General features: G+C 70.5%; 16 protein-coding genes. 3 read left to right on the forward strand and 13 right to left on the reverse strand.

Annotated elements, in window-relative coordinates; genetic code table 11:
- Positions 1–14: 14 nt before the first annotated feature.
- The 4 genes from ACGWYL_RS01970 to ACGWYL_RS01985 form a co-directional block, all read right to left on the reverse strand.
- Entirely contained in the window at positions 15–875 is an 861-nt protein-coding gene (locus ACGWYL_RS01970; protein ID WP_395486288.1) for a chromosome partitioning protein ParB, read from the reverse strand.
- Positions 868–1,539, reverse strand: a complete 672-nt coding sequence (locus ACGWYL_RS01975; RefSeq protein WP_179423253.1) for a metallophosphoesterase — start codon at positions 1,537–1,539, stop codon at positions 868–870. Before ACGWYL_RS01975 ends, ACGWYL_RS01970 begins: the two co-directional genes overlap by 8 nt.
- Before the next feature lie 75 nt (positions 1,540–1,614).
- Positions 1,615–1,941 (reverse strand): DUF4233 domain-containing protein, encoded by a 327-nt coding sequence (locus ACGWYL_RS01980; protein WP_179427962.1) that lies wholly within the window; start codon positions 1,939–1,941, stop codon positions 1,615–1,617.
- A 5-nt stretch (positions 1,942–1,946) separates the two neighbouring features.
- Positions 1,947–3,296: a bifunctional folylpolyglutamate synthase/dihydrofolate synthase gene (locus tag ACGWYL_RS01985; protein ID WP_395486289.1), complete on the reverse strand. Its 1,350-nt coding sequence runs from the start codon at positions 3,294–3,296 to the stop codon at positions 1,947–1,949.
- Between the two features lie 156 nt (positions 3,297–3,452).
- Between ACGWYL_RS01985 and ACGWYL_RS01990 the strand changes: the two genes are divergently transcribed.
- Positions 3,453–5,612, forward strand: a complete 2,160-nt coding sequence (locus ACGWYL_RS01990) for an MMPL family transporter (RefSeq protein WP_395486290.1) — start codon at positions 3,453–3,455, stop codon at positions 5,610–5,612.
- Here ACGWYL_RS01990 and ACGWYL_RS01995 read toward each other — a convergent pair.
- Positions 5,537–6,511, reverse strand: a complete 975-nt coding sequence (locus ACGWYL_RS01995; RefSeq protein ID WP_395486291.1) for a GNAT family N-acetyltransferase — start codon at positions 6,509–6,511, stop codon at positions 5,537–5,539. The genes ACGWYL_RS01990 and ACGWYL_RS01995 overlap by 76 nt on opposite strands.
- 82 nt (positions 6,512–6,593) lie before the next feature.
- Between ACGWYL_RS01995 and valS the strand changes: the two genes are divergently transcribed.
- On the forward strand, positions 6,594–9,173 hold the full coding sequence (valS, locus tag ACGWYL_RS02000) for a valine--tRNA ligase (protein WP_395486292.1): 2,580 nt from the start codon (positions 6,594–6,596) through the stop codon (positions 9,171–9,173).
- A 104-nt stretch (positions 9,174–9,277) separates the two neighbouring features.
- The gene (locus ACGWYL_RS02005; protein WP_179423243.1) at positions 9,278–10,045 is read left to right on the forward strand and encodes a DeoR/GlpR family DNA-binding transcription regulator; all 768 of its coding nucleotides are present in this window, start codon (positions 9,278–9,280) and stop codon (positions 10,043–10,045) included.
- Between the two features lie 93 nt (positions 10,046–10,138).
- Here ACGWYL_RS02005 and ACGWYL_RS02010 read toward each other — a convergent pair whose 3' ends face one another.
- The 8 genes from ACGWYL_RS02010 to ACGWYL_RS02045 form a co-directional block, all read right to left on the reverse strand.
- Positions 10,139–11,296 (reverse strand): trans-acting enoyl reductase family protein, encoded by a 1,158-nt coding sequence (locus ACGWYL_RS02010; protein WP_269303331.1) that lies wholly within the window; start codon positions 11,294–11,296, stop codon positions 10,139–10,141.
- 20 nt (positions 11,297–11,316) lie between these two features.
- Positions 11,317–12,585: an ATP-dependent Clp protease ATP-binding subunit ClpX gene (gene clpX / locus ACGWYL_RS02015; protein ID WP_179423239.1), complete on the reverse strand. Its 1,269-nt coding sequence runs from the start codon at positions 12,583–12,585 to the stop codon at positions 11,317–11,319.
- Between the two features lie 95 nt (positions 12,586–12,680).
- A complete protein-coding gene (locus tag ACGWYL_RS02020; RefSeq protein WP_179423237.1) occupies positions 12,681–13,280 on the reverse strand; it encodes an ATP-dependent Clp protease proteolytic subunit in 600 nt (199 codons plus the stop codon).
- Positions 13,277–13,852 (reverse strand): ATP-dependent Clp protease proteolytic subunit, encoded by a 576-nt coding sequence (locus tag ACGWYL_RS02025; protein ID WP_179427960.1) that lies wholly within the window; start codon positions 13,850–13,852, stop codon positions 13,277–13,279. Before ACGWYL_RS02025 ends, ACGWYL_RS02020 begins: the two co-directional genes overlap by 4 nt.
- A 101-nt stretch (positions 13,853–13,953) precedes the next feature.
- Entirely contained in the window at positions 13,954–14,427 is a 474-nt protein-coding gene (locus ACGWYL_RS02030; RefSeq protein ID WP_395487229.1) for an SRPBCC domain-containing protein, read from the reverse strand.
- Positions 14,424–14,909, reverse strand: a complete 486-nt coding sequence (locus ACGWYL_RS02035; RefSeq protein ID WP_395486293.1) for an SRPBCC family protein — start codon at positions 14,907–14,909, stop codon at positions 14,424–14,426. The genes ACGWYL_RS02030 and ACGWYL_RS02035 overlap by 4 nt, the downstream gene beginning before the upstream one ends.
- A 99-nt stretch (positions 14,910–15,008) precedes the next feature.
- Positions 15,009–16,244 carry a lipase family alpha/beta hydrolase gene (locus ACGWYL_RS02040; protein ID WP_395486294.1) on the reverse strand — a complete coding sequence of 412 codons (1,236 nt, stop codon included), beginning with the start codon at positions 16,242–16,244 and terminating at the stop codon, positions 15,009–15,011.
- Positions 16,245–16,359: 115 nt separating this feature from the next.
- A complete protein-coding gene (locus tag ACGWYL_RS02045) occupies positions 16,360–17,571 on the reverse strand; it encodes a lipase family protein (protein ID WP_395486295.1) in 1,212 nt (403 codons plus the stop codon).
- Between the last annotated feature and the right edge of the window lie 97 nt (positions 17,572–17,668).

Below are 17,668 nucleotides of genomic sequence, written 5' to 3' on the forward strand. Positions count from 1 at the left end.
GGCGCGGCCGTGAGTCATCGAGACTTGCGGCCGCGCTTCTTTCCCGCGGCGACCTGCTTCATGATCTCGCGGTCCCACGCGTGCTCGCGGATCAGCCGGTACCGCTCCCCCGCGACCCGCATGTAGGCGTCGCCGGCGGTCTCGTCCTCGCCCTGGAGGCCCGCCTCCTCGATGAGCTCGAGCACGGGGAGGAACTCCTCGTCCATCCAGCGCTGTGCCATCGTCTTCTTGTCCATCAGCTGCGCCTCGGCCATCATCGTGCGAGCCGCCCAGGCCTCGACCATCTCGGCGAGCACGCCGTAGCCGTGGGGCTTGGTGACCCGGACTCGCTCGCGGACCGAGGTCGGGAGCGGGACGCGCTGGATGAAGAGCTTGCGCCAGTGCTTGAGCTCGAGGCTGTCGCGCCGGCCGATGTCGCGCGGTTCGAGCAGGGTCTGCACCTCGGTGACCTCGGCCTCGATGAGCCGCAGCCGCAGGGCACGGGCGACGGAGACGCGGTGGTGCCCGTCGCGGACGAAGTAGTAGTCCCCCAGCTTGTAGACGTCGATCGGCGGGATCTCCTCGCCGACGCGGCTGGCACGGGCGATGCGCTCCCACCGCGCGCGGCTCTTGTCGGAGGTGGGCCGGAAGCGGCGGTCGAAGTCCTTCACCTTGTCGACCGAGCCGATGATCGCGTCGAGCGGGATCAGCTGCAACCCGAGGCGTCGCTCGCCGCGTCGGCCGAGGGCGTCGACGACCTCGTCGAACGACAGCGCCCGCGTGGCTTCACCGCCCTCGCCGCGCAGGCGGGCCGCCAGCGCCGACAGCGTCTGCAGGCGACGCGACCGCATGAAGTCGCTCTCGGCGTCGATCCGGGGGGAGCCGGAGTCAGCCATGACCGCCCACCGGGTCGAGCACGGGCGCGATCTCGAGCAGCTTGTAGGGCACCACGTTGCGGATCGTCGTGTCGCCGACGACGCGGTCGGGCTGCGGCTGGCCGAACGGGTGGATGTGGCCGTGCAGGTGCCACGTGGGCTGCAGCGTCTCGATGACCTCGTGCAGCGCCTCGAAGCCGTGGTGCGGCGGGTCGTCGCCGTCACCGAGGCCGCGGGGTGGCGAGTGCGTCAGCAGGACGTCGACGCCTCCACCGCGCTTGGCCGCGACCTTCATCAGCCGCTTGGCCCGCTTGGCGAACTCGTCCTGGGTGTACTGGTTGGGTCCCTCGTTGTAGCGGATGCTGCCGCCGAGGCCCGCGATGCGCAGCCCCGCGACGTCGACGATCGACTCGTCGGCGTTGGTCCCGCCGAGCGGACGAGGATCCTCCGGGGGCAGCCCGTTGCCGGCCAGCCAGCCGCGGAAGCCCGAGAGCGGCGCGTCCACCTCGGGGTCGTGGTTGCCCGGGACGAACACCACCGGGACGTCGAGCATGGAGGACAGGAACTCGAGGTAGTCCCAGGGCAGATCGCCTGCGCCGAGGACGAGGTCGGGGTCCATGCGGCGCACGCCGGCATCGTGGATCACCGGCGAGATCTCGTCAGCGACCACGAGCACGCGCACCATGCCTCCACCGTACCGGGGAACCGGGTGAGCCACGTCACATCTCAGGCGGTCAGGGAAGCGCTGGCAGCAGCCGACCTACTCCTCCGCGGCGGCCCAGCGGGCCTTGTCGGCCTCGATCCGGCGACCCAGGAAGAACGCGCCGAGCCACAGCGAGGCGAACATCAGGCCGATGAAGAACATGATCGGCACGAGGAAGCCGGTGAGGAAGGTGGCCACCTGGATCCCGTGGCCCACCCAGTAGGCCCACGGCCGCCGCAGCATCCCGGCCGTGAGCAGGCACAGGACCGCGAGGCCTCCGCCGATCACACCGGCCACCGCGGGATCGACGTCCTCGACCGCGATCATGACCGGGACCGAGAGGCCCAGGATGATCGCCTGGAGCGACAGCATCGCCGCGCACATGTGCCTCACTGCGACTCCTCCCCCGCGCCGCGCAGCAGGGTGCGCGCCTCACCGACCGTGACGACCGAGCCCGTGACGATGACCCCGCCGGAGCCGATCGCGTCGTCGAACTCGTCGCCCGAGGCGTCGGCGAAGGCGATCGCCCGCTCGAGCGCGTCGTCGAGGCGGGGCACCACGGTGACCCGCTCGGATCCGAAGATGCCCGTCGCGAGCTCGCCGAGGTCGGCGGCCGGCAGCGAGCGCTCGGTGCTGTTCTGCGTGCAGATCAGGTGCGCGACCGAGGTCTCGAGCTCGCGCAGGATCTCCTCGGCGTCCTTGTCCGCCATGACGCCGACGACGCCGATCAGCGGGTTGAAGGTGAACTCCTCGCCGATCGACTCGACCATGGCGCGCACCCCGTGCGGGTTGTGCGCGGCATCGAGCACGATCGTGGGGCTGCGGCGAACCACCTCGAGGCGGCCGGGCGACGTGACGGCGCCGAAGCCCGCGCGCACGAGCTCGGGGTCCAGCTCGGCGTCACCGGTGAAGACCTCCACGGCGGCGAGCGCGAGCGCCGCGTTGCGGGCCTGGAAGGCGCCGTGCAGCGGCAGCAGGATGTCCTCGTAGCGGCCCTTGACGCCCTGGATCGTGAACATCTGCCCGCCCACGGCCGGCGTGCGCGACTCGACGCGGAAGTCGACGCCCTCGAGCACGACCGGGGAGCCCATCTCGGCGGCGCGGGTCAGCATCACCTCGAGCACCTCCTCGGACTGCGAGGCCAGCACGGTGCGCGAGCCGCGCTTGATGATCCCCGACTTCTCGACGGCGATGTCGGCGGGCGTGTCACCGAGGTAGGACGCATGGTCGACGTCGATCGGCGTGATGACCGCGACGTCGGCGTCGGCGACGCTCGTGGCGTCCCACGCGCCGCCCATCCCGACCTCGACGACGGCCACGTCGACCGGGGCGTCGGCGAACGCCGCGTAGCCCATCGCGACGAGCATCTCGAAGAAGCTGAGGGGGTGCGGCTGGCTCTGGTCGACGAGGTCGGCGTAGACCGCGACGTCGGCGTACGCGTCGACGAACAGCTCGTCCGACAGCGGCTCGCCGTCGATGCAGATGCGCTCGTTGATGCGCTGCAGGTGCGGGCTCGTGAATCGACCCGTGCGCAGGTCGAGGGCACGCAGCAGCGCGTCGATCATGCGGCTCGTCGAGGTCTTGCCGTTCGTTCCGGTCAGGTGGACCAGCGGCTGCGCGTTCTGCGGGTCGCCCATCAGCTCGCAGATCGCGCGGATGCGGTCGAGGGACGGCTCGAGCCTGGTCTCCGGCCAGCGGGACAGCAGGGCGAGCTCGACGTCGGGATAGGTGGGCCTCATCCCTGCCAGTATCCCAGCCGGTGCCGCAGGGGTCTGCCTCCAGGGGCGCCGACATCCCAGCGGCTCCGGAGCCACCAGTGACCCCTGGTGCGAATGATTCCAATCTCGGGGTTCTCACCCATTCTCAGGGCCGAGGAGCGGGAAGAGACTGAACGCATGAATCGTCAGGTCGCGGGGTGGATCACCCATCGGTGGGTCAAGTGGGTCGTGCTGGCCCTCATGCTGGTGATCCTGGGCGGGCTGGGCTCGTTCGGGGCCAAGCTCACGAGCGTCCAGGACAACGACATCGCGTCCTGGCTGCCCGAGGAGGCCGAGTCGACGCAGGTCATCGAGAAGGCGGGCTCGTTCTACGACGAGAACACCGCCCCGGCGATCGTGCTGCTGACCTCGGACGCCCCGCTGACCCCCGCCGACCTCGCAGCCGGGCAGCAGGCGGCTCAGGCCATCGGCGCGCTCGAGGACGTCCCGGTCGGCGAGGTCGTCGGTCCGATCCCGAGCGAGGACGGCGTCGCCGCGCAGCTCATCGTTCCGATCACCCTGGACGACGAGGGCTGGGAGGACCTCCCCGACTTCATCGACGAGGTGACCGAGGCGGCCGAGGACGCCGTCGAGGGCACGAGCCTGCGGGTCGACGTCGGCGGTCCGGCCGCCCTGGGCGCCGACCAGGCCGAGGCGTTCGCCGGCATCGACGGCATCCTGCTCGCGGCCGCCGTGGGCGTCGTCGTCGTGATGCTGCTGCTGACGTACCGCAGCCCGATCCTCTGGCTGATCCCGCTGTTCTGCGGCCTCATGAGCGTCTTCGCCTCGCAGGGCCTGGTCTACCTGCTCGCGAAGTACGGCGGACTCACGGTCAACGGGCAGAGCGCCGGCATCCTCAGCGTCCTGGTGCTGGGCGCCGGCATCGACTACGCCCTGCTGATCGTCGCCCGGTACCGCGAGGAGCTGCGCAACTACGAGGACCGGCACGAGGCCATGGCGCACGCTCTCCACCGCGCCGCTCCGGCCGTGTTCGCCAGCGGCAGCACCGTCATCATCGGTCTGCTCTGCCTGCTGTTCGCGCAGATGAACTCGACGGCCGGGCTCGGTCCCGTCGGCGCGGCGGGCATCGCCGTGGCCCTGCTCGCGATGCTCGTGCTGCTCCCGGCCCTGCTGGTGATCTTCGGCCGCTGGGTGTTCTGGCCGTTCATCCCCCACTTCGGCGACCCGCAGCGGACCTCGAAGGGCTTCTGGGCCCGGGTCGGCACGTGGATCGCGCGGGCACCCCGCGTCGTGTGGGTCGTGACCTCGCTGGTCCTGATCGCGCTGTCGTTCGGCATCGTGAAGCTCGACGCCACGGGCCTGAGCAACGCCGAGGCCTTCACCACCGACCAGCCCTCGCTGGCGGCCGAGGAGCGGATCGCCGAGCACTTCCCGGCCGGCGCGGGCGACCCGCTGCAGATCATCTCGAACGCGCCGCAGGCCGCCGAGGTGCGCAGCGTCGTGGCCGGGATCGACGGCGTGGACGCCGCCTCGGTGACGCAGCCGCAGGTCTCGGGAGACGTGGCCTACATCGAGGCGACGATGACGGTCCCCAGCGACTCGACCGAGGCGCGCGACATCGTCGAGACGGCCCGCGCCGACCTCGACTCCGTCGAGGGCGCCGACGCTCTCGTCGGCGGCAACACCGCCCTGAACCTCGACGTGCAGGAGGCCTCGGCCGCCGACAACCGGCTGATCATCCCGATCATCCTCGCCGTCGTGCTGCTGGTCCTCATGATGCTGCTGCGGTCGGTGGCCGCGCCGCTGATCTTGCTCGTCACGGTCGTGCTGTCGTTCGCCGCGGCGATGGGCATCAGCGCGCTGGTGTTCCACTACGTGTTCGACTTCGCCGGCGCGGACTCCTCGTTCCCGCTGTTCGCGTTCGTCTTCCTCGTGGCGCTGGGCATCGACTACAACATCTTCCTGATGACCCGCGTCCGCGAGGAGTCGCTCCTGCACGGCACGCGCCGGGGCGCCCTCATCGGCCTCGCGGCCACGGGTGGCGTGATCACCTCGGCCGGCTTCGTCCTGGCCGGCACGTTCGCCGCGCTGGCCACGCTGCCGATCGTGTTCCTCGCCGAGCTGGGCTTCGCGGTCGCGATCGGCGTGCTGCTCGACACGATCATCGTGCGCTCGGTGCTGGTGACCGCGCTGAACCTCGACATCGGCCGCCGCATCTGGTGGCCCAGCCGGCTGGGGCGCGACGACGGCGCCCCGCCGGATCAGCCGGTGAACTCGTCGGAGAGCACGGCGAAGATGCCCGTGTCGGCCCAGGCGCCGCGGAACCAGACGTCCTGACGGAAGTGCGCCTCCTGGCGCATGCCCAGCCGGCGGCACAGCGCGATCGAGGCCTCGTTGCGCGGGTCGAGGTCGGCGATCACGCGCCGGAGGCCGAGCCGGTCGAACACCCACCGGATGAGCGCGGTCGCGCCCTCGGTGGCGTAGCCGGCGCCCTGGAAGTCGGGGTGCAGGGTCCAGCCGAGCTCGGCCGTGAGCGCGTCGAGGGACTTCACCCGCAGGTAGAGGTGCCCGAGCATCGCGCCGTCCTCGCGACGCTCGAGGGCGAGCTGGAGGTAGTCGCTCTCGCTGCCGATGCGGTCGGCCCGCGCCCAGTGCTCGACGCGGTCGGCGACCTCCTCGCGGGTGCGCGGCTCGAACAGCATGTACTCGCAGACGTCCTCGCGTGACTGGTACGAGTGCACGGCGTCGACGTCGGCCAGGGTCATGAGCCGCAGCCGAAGCCGCTCGGTCTCGATCGGGGCGAACCTCGCGGGACGGAAGTGGGAGCGGACCTCGGGCAGCTCGAGCATCCGGCCCGCCAGCGGGGCGAGACGGTCGCCGAGCGAGTGGGCCTCCTCGCGGGTGAACCAGCGCGCCTCGGCGATCTCGGCGGCGGCGACGACCTCCCCGTCGAGGCGCAGCGCGAACACGTCGGCGACGAGGTGGTGGTCGGGCTCGTTGGCGGCGTCGGCCTCGAAGCGGCCCCACGACGCGAGCTCGTCGGGATCGATGCGGACCTCGAGCTCCTCCTCGAGCTCGCGCACGAGCGCGTCGACCGCCTCCTCCCCCGGCTCGGGCTTGCCACCGGGCTGCATGAACACCTCGGACCCGTGCTTGCGGACCATGAGGATCCGGCCCTGCGCGTCCGTCGTGAATGCGGCCACCACGTGGATCGTGGGCCGGTCGCCGTCGCTCATCTGATCGCCTCCGTGCACCATCCTGCTGGACGGACGGCCGCGCGGTGCCGCACCCCCGGGGCGCCACGTAGAATCGACGCTCGTGACCACCCCACAGAGCCGCGTCCCGGAGAAGCCCGTCCTCGAAGGCCTCGAGGAGAAGTGGGTCGGCGTATGGGCCGATCAGGGCACCTACGCGTTCGACCGGACCAAGACCCGCGACCAGGTGTACTCGATCGACACCCCGCCGCCCACCGTCTCGGGCTCACTGCACGTCGGTCACGTCTTCAGCTACACGCACACCGACCTCATCGCGCGCTACAAGCGCATGCGCGGCCTCGAGGTCTTCTACCCGATGGGCTGGGACGACAACGGCCTGCCCACCGAGCGTCGCGTGCAGAACTACTACGGCGTCCGCTGCGACCCGTCGCTGCCGTACGACCCCGACTTCACGCCGCCGGCCAAGCCCGACCCGAAGAAGCAGATCCCGATCAGCCGTCGCAACTTCATCGAGCTGTGCAACGAGCTCGTCGTCCGCGACGAGCAGGTCTTCGAGAGGCTGTGGCGCACGCTCGGCCTCTCGGTGGACTGGTCGCAGACCTACACCACGATCGGCCACGACGCGCAGGCCACGAGCCAGCGTGCGTTCCTGCGCAACCTGTCGCGCGGCGAGGCCTACAGCCAGGACGCCCCCACCATGTGGGACGTCACGTACCAGACCGCGGTCGCCCAGGCCGAGCTCGAGGCGCGCGACTACCCCGGCCACTACTACCGGGTGGCGTACCACCTGGCCGACGGCCGCAAGGTGCACATCGAGACCACGCGTCCCGAGCTGACGCCCGCCGCCGTCGCGCTCATCGCGCACCCCGACGACGAGCGCTACCAGCACCTGTTCGGCACCACCGCCCACTCGCCGATCTTCGGCGTCGAGGTGCCCGTGCTGGCGCACACGCTCGCGGATCCCGAGAAGGGCTCCGGCATCGTGCACTGCTGCACCTTCGGCGACCTCACCGACGTGCAGTGGTGGCGCGAGTTCGACCTGCCGAACCGCACCGTGATCGGCCGCGACGGCCGCATCCTGCGCGAGACGCCCGAGTGGATCGCGGGCGGCCCCGGCGAGGCCGTGTACGCCGAGCTGGCCGGCAAGACCGCGTTCAGCGCGCGCGAGGCGATGGCCGCCGCGCTCAAGGAGTCCGGCGACCTCGACGGCGAGCCCAGCGCCACCCAGCGCATGGCGAACTTCTACGAGCGCGGCGACAAGCCGCTCGAGATCGTCTCCACGCGCCAGTGGTACATCAAGAACGGCGGCCGCGACGCCGAGCTGCGCCAGCACCTCGTGAGCCTCGGCGACGAGATCGACTGGCACCCCGGCTACATGCAGTCGCGGTACACGAACTGGATCGAGGGCCTCAACGGCGACTGGCTGGTCAGCCGCCAGCGGTTCTTCGGCATCCCGTTCCCGGTCTGGTACCTGCTCGACGCCGACGGCGAGCCCGACTACGACAACCCGATCCTCGCGCCCGAGTTCGACCTGCCGGTCGACCCGGCCTCGCAGGCACCGGCGGGCTTCGACGAGTCGCAGCGCGGCCAGCCCGGCGGCTTCATCGCCGACCCCGACGTCCTCGACACGTGGGCCACCTCGTCGCTGACCCCGCAGCTGATCTGCGGCTGGGAGCGCGACCTCGACCTGTTCGAGCGCACGTTCCCGATGGACCTGCGTCCCCAGGGCCACGACATCATCCGCACGTGGCTGTTCTCCACCGTCGTGCGCTCCAACCAGGAGTTCGGCACCGCACCGTGGAAGCACACCGCGCTCTCGGGGTTCGTGGTCGACCCCGACCGCAAGAAGATGAGCAAGTCCAAGGGCAATGTCGTCGTCCCCGACGAGATCCTCGAGAAGTTCGGCGCCGACGCCGTCCGCTGGCGTGCCGCCGGCGCCCGCCCGGGCGCCGACTCGCCGTTCGACGAGACGCAGATGAAGGTCGGCCGCCGCCTCGCGATGAAGGTGCTCAACGCGAGCAAGTTCGTCGTGGCGCCGGTCGAGCAGTACGGCCTGGGCGCCGACGCCTCGCTGCTGGACCCCGCACTGGTCACCGAGCCGCTCGACCGCGCGCTGCTCACGGGTCTGCGCGACGTCGTCGAGACGGCCACCGCGCACTTCGAGGCCTACGACTACACGTCGGCGCTCGAGGTCACGGAGAAGTTCTTCTGGGACTTCTGCGACGACTACCTCGAGCTGGTCAAGGAGCGCGCCCGCGGCGAGGACACCGCCGGCACCTCCGCCAAGGCCACGTTCGTGCTGGCGCTCTCGGTGCAGCTGCGCCTGCTCGCGCCGTTCCTGCCGTACGTGACCGAGGAGGTCTGGTCGTGGTGGCAGGAGGGCTCGATCCACCGCGCCGCCTGGCCCGCCCCCGACGCCGACCTCGCGGTCGAGACCTTCGACGCGCGCCTGCTGGCGATCGCGGGCGAGGCCCTCGCGGGCATCCGCGGCGCCAAGTCCACGGCGAAGGTCAGCCAGCGCACCGAGGTCACGGCCGTGTCGGTCACGGGTGACCCCGCCGCGCTCGAGCTGCTCGACGCCGCGCTGCCCGACGTGCGGGCCGCCGGCCGCGTGGTGGGCGAGGTCGTCACCACCGCCGGCGAGGGCGCCCTCGTCGTCGACGCCACGCTCGCCGAGGCCTGAGCCTTCGGACGCCCGTCCGGTCGAACACTGGTCGGGCGTCCGCCGCGCCGCGTAGACTTCCACGAAAAGTCACACAGTCCCACAGGGACGTCGGGGGAGGTCGCGTGTACGCCGCTGAGCGCCAGGTGCTGTTGGCCGAACGGCTGGCCAGTCAGGGGCGGGTCTCCGTCAACGAGCTGGCCGCCGAGCTGGAGGTGTCCACCGAGACGATCCGGCGCGACCTCGCGGTCCTCGAGCGCGCGGGCGCCGCGCGCCGCGTGCACGGCGGTGCGGTGCTCTCCTCGTCCTACTCACGGCTCGAGGCGAGCCTGACACAGCGCACGGGCGAGCGACCCGACCTCAAGGCGCGCATCGCGACCGCCGCGCTGAAGTTCCTCCCCGAGACCGGTGGCAGCGTCCTGCTCGACGGTGGCAGCACCGTGGCCCACCTCGCCGAGGTGCTGCCCACCGATCGCCGCCTCACCGTGCTCACTCACAGCGTCGCGATCGCGCACCAGCTGCTGGGGCACGAGGGCATCGCCCTGCACACCCTCGGTGGGCGCGTGCGAGAGGTCACCGGCGTGGCCGTCGGCCACACCACGGTGGAGGCGCTGCGGGCCACCCGCGCGGACGTCGCGTTCATCGGCACGAACGGCATCGCGCCCGACCACGGCTTCAGCACGCCGGACTCCGAGGAGGCCGCCGTGAAGCACGCGCTGGTCGAGTCGGCGCGCACGCGGGTGGTGCTGGCGGACTCGACCAAGTTCGGCCCGCACCAGGTGTTCTCGTTCGCGGCCCTCACCGATGCCACGGCCGTCGTCACCGACGATGGCGTCAGCGACCGCGGCCGCGCGATGCTCGAGGAGCTCGGCGTCGAGGTCGTCGTCGCCTGACTCCCATCCCCGGGGGACGAGATGTGCTCCATTTTCCACGATTGAAGGGCGTTCAAACGTCGAAAATGGAGCACATCTCGGGACGGACGGAGGCTACTCGGCGGGCTGGGTGGCGAAGTCGATGCCGGAGTTCTGCAGTCGGTTGATGAGGGCCGAGCCCATCGCGACGGCCGTGGTGGTCTGGCCGGACACCGCGGGCAGGTCGTCGTAGGCCAGGCACATCGCCGACTCGGCCAGCATCTTGGCGGTCTCGGTGTAGCCGGGGTCGCCGCCGCGCACGGTGGTGACGACCTTGGTGTCGCCGCCGGTGCCCACGAGCGTGAGGGTGAACCACGACTTCGCGCGCTCCTCCTCGCTCGGTCCGTCGCCGGCTGACTTGAGCTTGACCAGCAGCGCCCGCACGGGCGGGATCTGCGCGCCCACGGCCACCGCGCCCAGCAGGGGCGCGGCCAGTGCCATCATGCGCCGTGTGCGGAAGTGCGCGTGGTGCTCGTACGTGAAGTCGGGGCCGTAGCGGTCGAGGGCGCGCGCCGAGCGCAGCACGATCTGCGGGTCGATCGTGGGCAGCGGCACGCCGAAGCCCTTGGCGGGCGGCTCGGCCCGGCCGACGCCTCCCCCTCCGCGCACGCGCCGGTTGGTGGGACGTCCCTCGCGCGCCCGGCGCTGCTTCGCCGCGGCCCGCGAGCCCCGGAACTGGCCGATCTGCCCGAGCGCCGAGTGATAGGTCCCGGCCGAGAAGCTGGCCTTGGCGCGGATGTAGCCCTTGATCGTGATCGGCGTGCCCGCCGGCAGCTGCTGGACCGTGTAGAGGACGCCGAGGTCGTACGGGATGGAGTCGAAGCCGCAGGCGTGCACGAGCCGGGCACCCGTGGCCTCGGCGGTCTCGTGGTACTTCAGCCACATCTCGTCGACGAACTGCGGCTCACCGGTGAGGTCGACGTAGTCGATGCCCGCCTCGGCCGCGGCCCTGACCGCCGGCTCGCCGTGCTCGAGGTACGGACCGACCGTGCTGATGAGGACGCGCGTGCCCTCGGCCATCGCGGCCATCGAGGACTCGTTCGCCAGGTCGGCGACGACGATCTCCGGCGCGGTGCGGCCCGTGGCGGCGATCCGCTCGGCCACCTGCTCCAGCTTGGCGCGCGAGCGCCCTGCGATCGCCCACGTGGCGTCGGCGGGCAGGTGCACCGCGAGGTAGTCGGCGGTGAGCCCGCCGGTGAATCCGGTGGCCCCGAAGAGGGTGAGATCGACCATGGGTCGACGCTATACCGCGGTCAGCTCGCCTTCTTGTCGGCCTCGTCGTGCGTCAGCACGGTCGGGCTCGCGTGACCACGGACGGTCTCGGCCGTGACGATCACCTTGGCGACGTCCTCACGGCTGGGGATCTCGTACATGACGTCCTGCAGGGCGTCCTCGACGATCGAGCGCAGGCCGCGGGCGCCGGTGTCGCGCTCGAGGGCCAGGTCGGCCATCGCCTCGCACGCCTCCTCGGTGAACTCGAGCTCGACGTCGTCGATCGCGAACAGGCGGATGTACTGCTTCGTCAGCGCGTTGCGCGGCTCGGTGAGGATCGAGACCAGCGCCGGCTTGTCGAGCTTGTTGACCGCCGCGATGACCGGCAGACGGCCGATGAACTCGGGAATCAGGCCGAACTTCAGCAGGTCGGTCGGCACGACCTTCGACAGCTTCTGCGCGTCGTTCTCGTCGACGACGGGCGCGAGGTCGGAGTTGAAGCCGAGCGTCTTCTTGCCGCTGCGCTGCTCGATGATCTGGTCGAGGCCCGCGAACGCGCCACCGACGATGAACAGCACGTTGGTGGTGTCGATCTGGATGAACTCCTGGTGCGGGTGCTTGCGACCACCCTGCGGCGGCACCGAGGCGGTGGTGCCCTCGAGGATCTTCAGCAGCGCCTGCTGCACGCCCTCGCCCGACACGTCGCGGGTGATGGAGGGGTTCTCGCTCTTGCGGCTGATCTTGTCGATCTCGTCGATGTAGATGATGCCCGTCTCGGCCTTCTTGACGTCGTAGTCGGCGGCCTGGATGAGCTTGAGGAGGATGTTCTCGACGTCCTCGCCGACGTAGCCGGCCTCGGTGAGCGCCGTGGCGTCGGCGATCGCGAACGGGACGTTCAGCATCCGTGCAAGCGTCTGCGCGAGGTAGGTCTTGCCACAGCCGGTGGGACCGACCATGAGGATGTTCGACTTGGCCAGCTCGACGGTCTCGTCCTTGTTGATCCGACCGGACGCCTGGGCCTGCACGCGCTTGTAGTGGTTGTAGACCGCGACGGCGAGCGACTTCTTCGCGCCCTCCTGGCCCACCACGTAGGTGTTGAGGAACTCGTAGATCTCAGCGGGCTTGGGCAGCTCGCCGAGGCTGACCTCGGCGCCCTCCGCGAGCTCTTCCTCGATGATCTCGTTGCACAGGTCGATGCACTCGTCGCAGATGTAGACGCCGGGGCCGGCGATCAGCTTCTTGACCTGCTTCTGGCTCTTCCCACAGAAGGAGCACTTGAGCAGGTCGGCGGTCTCACCAATGCGTGCCATGCGTGTTTCCTGTCGTTTCCTGGCGGTCCCCCCACGATGCCACATGCAGGCATCGTGAGGGACCCGTCAACGGCGTTTGCGTCCGGACGTGTCGCTCAGACCGGGGTCTTGAGCGTCTCGAGGACCTGGTCGATGATCCCGTACTCGACGGCGGCCGGGGCCGTCAGGATCTTGTCGCGCTCGACGTCGCGGCTGACCTCCTCGGGCGTCTTGTTCGACGCCTCGGCGATCATCTTCTCCAGCAGCTCGCGCATGCGGATGATCTCGTTGGCCTGGATCTCCAGGTCGGAGATCTGGCCGCCCGTGCCCTCGGTGTAGGGCTGGTGGATCAGGATGCGGCTGTTCGGCAGCGCGAAGCGCTTGCCCGGCGTGCCGGCGGCGAGCAGCACCGCGGCGGCCGAGGCCGCCTGGCCCAGGCAGAAGGTCTGCACGTCGGGCTTGACGTAGCGCATCGTGTCGTAGATCGCCGTCAGCGCGGTGAACGAGCCGCCGGGGCTGTTGATGTAGATGCTGATGTCGCGGTCGGGGTCCATCGACTGCAGGCACAGCAGCTGCGCCGTGACGGCGTTGGCGACGTCATCGCTGATCGGGGTGCCGAGGAAGATGATGCGGTCCTCGAAGAGCTTCGCGTACGGGTCGATGCGACGGAAGCCGTACGAGGTCCGCTCTTCCCACTGGGGAATGTAGTAGCTCATCGGACGTCTCCTGCCGTGTTGACGATCTCGTCGATCAGGCCGTACTCCTTGGCCTGCGCGGGCGTGAACCAGCGGTCGCGATCGGCGTCGGCCTCGATCTGCTCGACGCTCTGACCGGTGTGCTGGGCCTGCAGCTCGTTGAGCTGCTTCTTCAGCAGGATGGACTGCTCGGCCTGGATCTTGACGTCCGACGCCGAGCCGCCGATGCCGCCCGAGGGCTGGTGCATCATGATGCGCGTGTGCGGCAGCGCGTAGCGCTTGCCCGCGGTGCCGGCGGCGAGCAGGAACTGGCCCATCGAGGCGGCCAGGCCCATGCCGACGGTGACGATGTCGTTCGAGATGAACTGCATCGTGTCGTACATCGCCATGCCCGCGTCGACGGAGCCGCCGGGGCTGTTGATGTAGAAGAAGATGTCGGCCTCGGGGTCCTCGGCGTTGAGCAGCAGCAGCTGCGCGCAGATCGCGTTCGCGTTCTGGTCGCGGACCTCCGAACCGAGGAACACGATGCGTTCCTTCAGCAGACGGTTGTAGATGTGTCCGTCGAGGTCGGAGGGACCCGCCTCGACGGCCATCTGGGGGCTCATGGGTGCGTTCACGTCTTTGACCCTAGACCGCCGAGACGACGCAGACACGCGCCCGGCACCCATGTTCGCCATCGGCGTACAGGCTCCTCTCAGGCGACGTGCGCCTCGACCTCGGCGGAGATCGCCGCGAGGGTGCGGACCATCCCGTCGAGCAGCTCGTCGTCGTGGCTCTCGATGCCGCCCAGGGCGAGGGTGGCCACGACCCGGCTCAGCAGGCTGCGGCGCCCACCCGCGAGGTCACGGCGCAGCGTGAGCCGGGTGCCGCCGGCCTCGGGGTCGAGGCGGTAGCTCCAGCGCGCCGCGGGTCCGTAGACGTGAAAGGCGAGGCGCTGCGGCCGGACCACGTCGACGTAGCGGCTCACCGTGGGCCAGACGAAGCCCTTGCGCTTGTTGAGGTTGAGCGAGACCTGGTTGTGGCTCAGCCGGCGCGGGTAGAACAGCTGCGCCCACGTCTCGGGGCTCCAGCGGCGCATGCGGCGCTGGTCCTTCAGCACGTCCCAGACCTTCTCGGGCGGGGCCGCGACGAACGTGGAGGTCTCGAGCGGCGGGACTCCCCCGCTCAGGCTTTTCCCGCGAGGTCACCGCTCTCGGCCGCGGCCTTGATGCGCTCGAGGGTCTGGCGCATGCCCTGCTCGAGCTCGACCTCGAAGTTGTCGGTGCCGCCCAGGACGCGCTGGGTGAGGAAGTTCGACAGGTTCGACACGCCGTGCGGGGCGTGGCGGCTCTCGGTGAGGCGGGTGCCGCCGGTGGCCGTGGGCTCGAGGTCGTACGACCACACCGTGCCGTTCTCGGCGATCTTGAACGCGAACCGCTTCCCGGGCACGAACTCCTTCACCTTGGAGCGGGTGGGCCAGAACAACGGGCCGCGGCGGTTGACGTTGATCGTGGTGGTGCCGACGCCGACGGGTCCCTTGCCGCGGACGATCATCTTGCGGCACTGCGGGCTCCAGCGCGGCATCTGCGCCGGGTCGCTGACCAGGTGCCAGACGACCTCGGGCGGCGCCTCGATGTCGATGGTCGCCGAGATCTCCTCGCGGTTGGCCATGGTGGTCTCCCCTCGTCGTGCGGTCGTTGCCACGGGAGCCTAGTGGACCGTGACAGCAGAACTGTCACATGGGGGTGACCCCGCTCACAGTGTGGGCGGTCAGGACTCGAGCTGGCGCACCCGGCGCGGCCGCGCGTTGACCCACGAGACCAGCCAGTCGGCGATGCGCGGATGGTTCAGCAGCGCGAGGTGGTGGGCCGACGGGAGGTACTCCAGTCGCGCGTGCGGGACGACCGGTCCGTGCCGCCCGATCCCGGCCGAGGACGAGAAGTGCACGATGAGGTCGCCCAGCACCGCGCTGAACGGGTGGCGCTGCGTCGCGCCCACCGTGGCGGCGACGAAGTGATACTCCGCGTGCGCGAGCGGAGCCGCCGCGATCCGGTCGAGGCCCCAGCGCGCCGTGAGGTCCTGTCCCTCCCACTCGTCGGCCGTGATGTAGCCGTGGCGCAGGTCGACGATGCCCGCCGACCGCGCGTCGAGGATCGCGCCGAACGGCGTGGACTGCGGCCAGATGCGCAGGATCCGCGAGCCCAAATGGGCGGCCTTCTCCAGGTTGGCACCCGCGTGCGGCGTGCCCAGGCAGACCACGTCGCTGACGCGGTGCGCCCAGCCGTGACCCGCGACCGTGGCGCGGTTCGTAGCCGCGCGCACGACGAGCCCTCCCATCGAGTGACCGACCAGCGTGATCCGCTCGACCGCCACGGGCCACGCGCCCACGAGCTGTTCGAGCAGCTCGTCGAGGTGCTGGCCGTTCTCCGAGACGTGCAGGCCGGTGTTGTAGCGCAGCAGGACCGGGGTGGCGTCGGTGTCGGCGGCCACCCGGTCGGCGTACGTGGGCCGGTCGCGGCCGCGCCCCCAGGACTCCTCGTTCTCGCACAGCCCGTGGACGAGGACGACGAGGTGGCTCGTGGCGTCGGGGTACGCCTGGCGCAGCTTCCAGGGCGTGGCCGGGATGTCGGCCCCGGCGTGCCGCAGCGACATCGTGATCGCCTGCGGGTCGCCGAGGAGACGCAGCTCGTCGCCGATCAGGCCGTTCACCGCGGAGCGGACCTGCCGTCCGAGGCGCGTGCCGTCGACCGGAGCCCCCACGCCGCGCGCCGCCAGCGACCGTGCCGCGCCGCCCGATCGTCTCAGGACCGCCGAGAGCGAGCCGTAGACCGAGCCCGCGACCGCGTCGTGCACGGCCTCGGGGACCCGGCTGCCGACGATCCGCGTCGCGCCGAAGGCCCGACGAGCGACGGCGGCGTGCACGTCGCGCACGGTGCCGAGCACGAGGCGGTCGCCGTACTCGAGCGCGAGCGCGGCGACGTCGGTCGTGCGCGCCGTCGGGGACATGGCCCCATGGTGCCGCACTCCCCCGCGTCGCAGCCACGCGATCTCGGACCGTGAACGGCAGCCGCCCCCGCGAGCCGGGGCTCGCGGGGGCGGGATCACCGTGGGGTGGAGGACCTCAGAAGATCCAGCCGCAGTTCGAGCTGAAGCCCTTGCCCGCGACGAGGTCGTTGAAGAATCCGACCGCCTGACCGCTGCCCTCGTACCCGGAGGCGACGTGGGTGGGGGCGAACAGCGTGCTGTACGAGATCTTCGATCCCTTCGCGCACCAGTCCTTGGCGGCCTGCTTGACGGTCGCATTCGGGATGACGTCGTCGGCCCACGACGACGTCACCTTGAACGGCACGTCGATCTTCTTCGACCCGAGCTTCAGCTGACCGAGCCGAGCCGCGATGTCCGCCCGCGACAGGTAGGACGTGATCGTCTTGCCCTCCTTGGTCAGCGTCTTGGTGTCGAGCCAGCCGCTCGGCAGGCTCTCGGGCAGGCAGCCGTAGTCGGTGTCGGCGCCGTCGAGCAGCTTCTGGCCCGCCGCATTGGTGAGGTCGCGGATGCCCAGCTCGGGGTACGTGACGTCGAGCATCTTGACCGCGAAGAGCATGAACGTCTGGTACGGACCGTGCTCGATGTTCTTCGCGATCGCTCCGAGGTCGACCGTGGGAGCCGTGGCGTGACCGCCCTTGATCCGCAGCTCGGGCGCGTAGGTCGGGGCCAGCTCGAGCGCGCCGGCCGTGGCTCCGCCGCCCTCGGAGAAGCCCTGGAGGAACACCGGAGCGGTCTTGGAGTAGCCGAGGTTCTGCGCCGCGCGCACCACGTCGAGCGCGTTCTGGCCCAGCGCGACGTTGTTGGCGTACGGGTGGGTGCCGGGCGTGCCCAGACCCTCGTAGTCGGTCATGGCGACGGCGTAGCCGGCGTCGTAGAACTGCTTGAGCCAGTTGCCGTCGTAGAGCTGCGCGGTCGCCACGAGCTTGCTCGGCGCGCAGCGGTCGTTGAGTCCCTGGGTGCCCGGGCTCAGCGAGATGATCGGACGCTCGCCGCCCTTCGTCCAGGCGGCCTTGGGGACGATGACCGTGCCCGTGACGGCGGTCTTGTTGCCCTTCGCGCCGGTCGAGACGTACTGGACCTTGGTGACGGTGGCGTCGGCCTTGCCGCCGAGGGCGTCGAGGGCGTAGGTGCCGGGCGCCTGCCTGAGGATCGTGCCGGGGCTCCCCGAGATGGTCGCCGGCGGGGCGTAGACGTCCTCGGCGGCCTGCGCCGGTGAGGACAGGGAGGTCACCGCGAGCGCGGCGACGGCTGCGGCCGCGAAGGTCGCGGCGAAGGGGCGTGGGTTCACATTCACTCCTGAGCGTCGTTGGTGGGAGAACGACCTGTAACCGATAGTTACAGTAACGAGGAGTTACGTTCTCGTGTGAAGTGGATCACGTCAAGCC

This window comes from Aeromicrobium sp. JJY06, assembly GCF_044069275.1.
In the GTDB taxonomy this organism is placed as follows: domain Bacteria; phylum Actinomycetota; class Actinomycetes; order Propionibacteriales; family Nocardioidaceae; genus Aeromicrobium; species Aeromicrobium tamlense.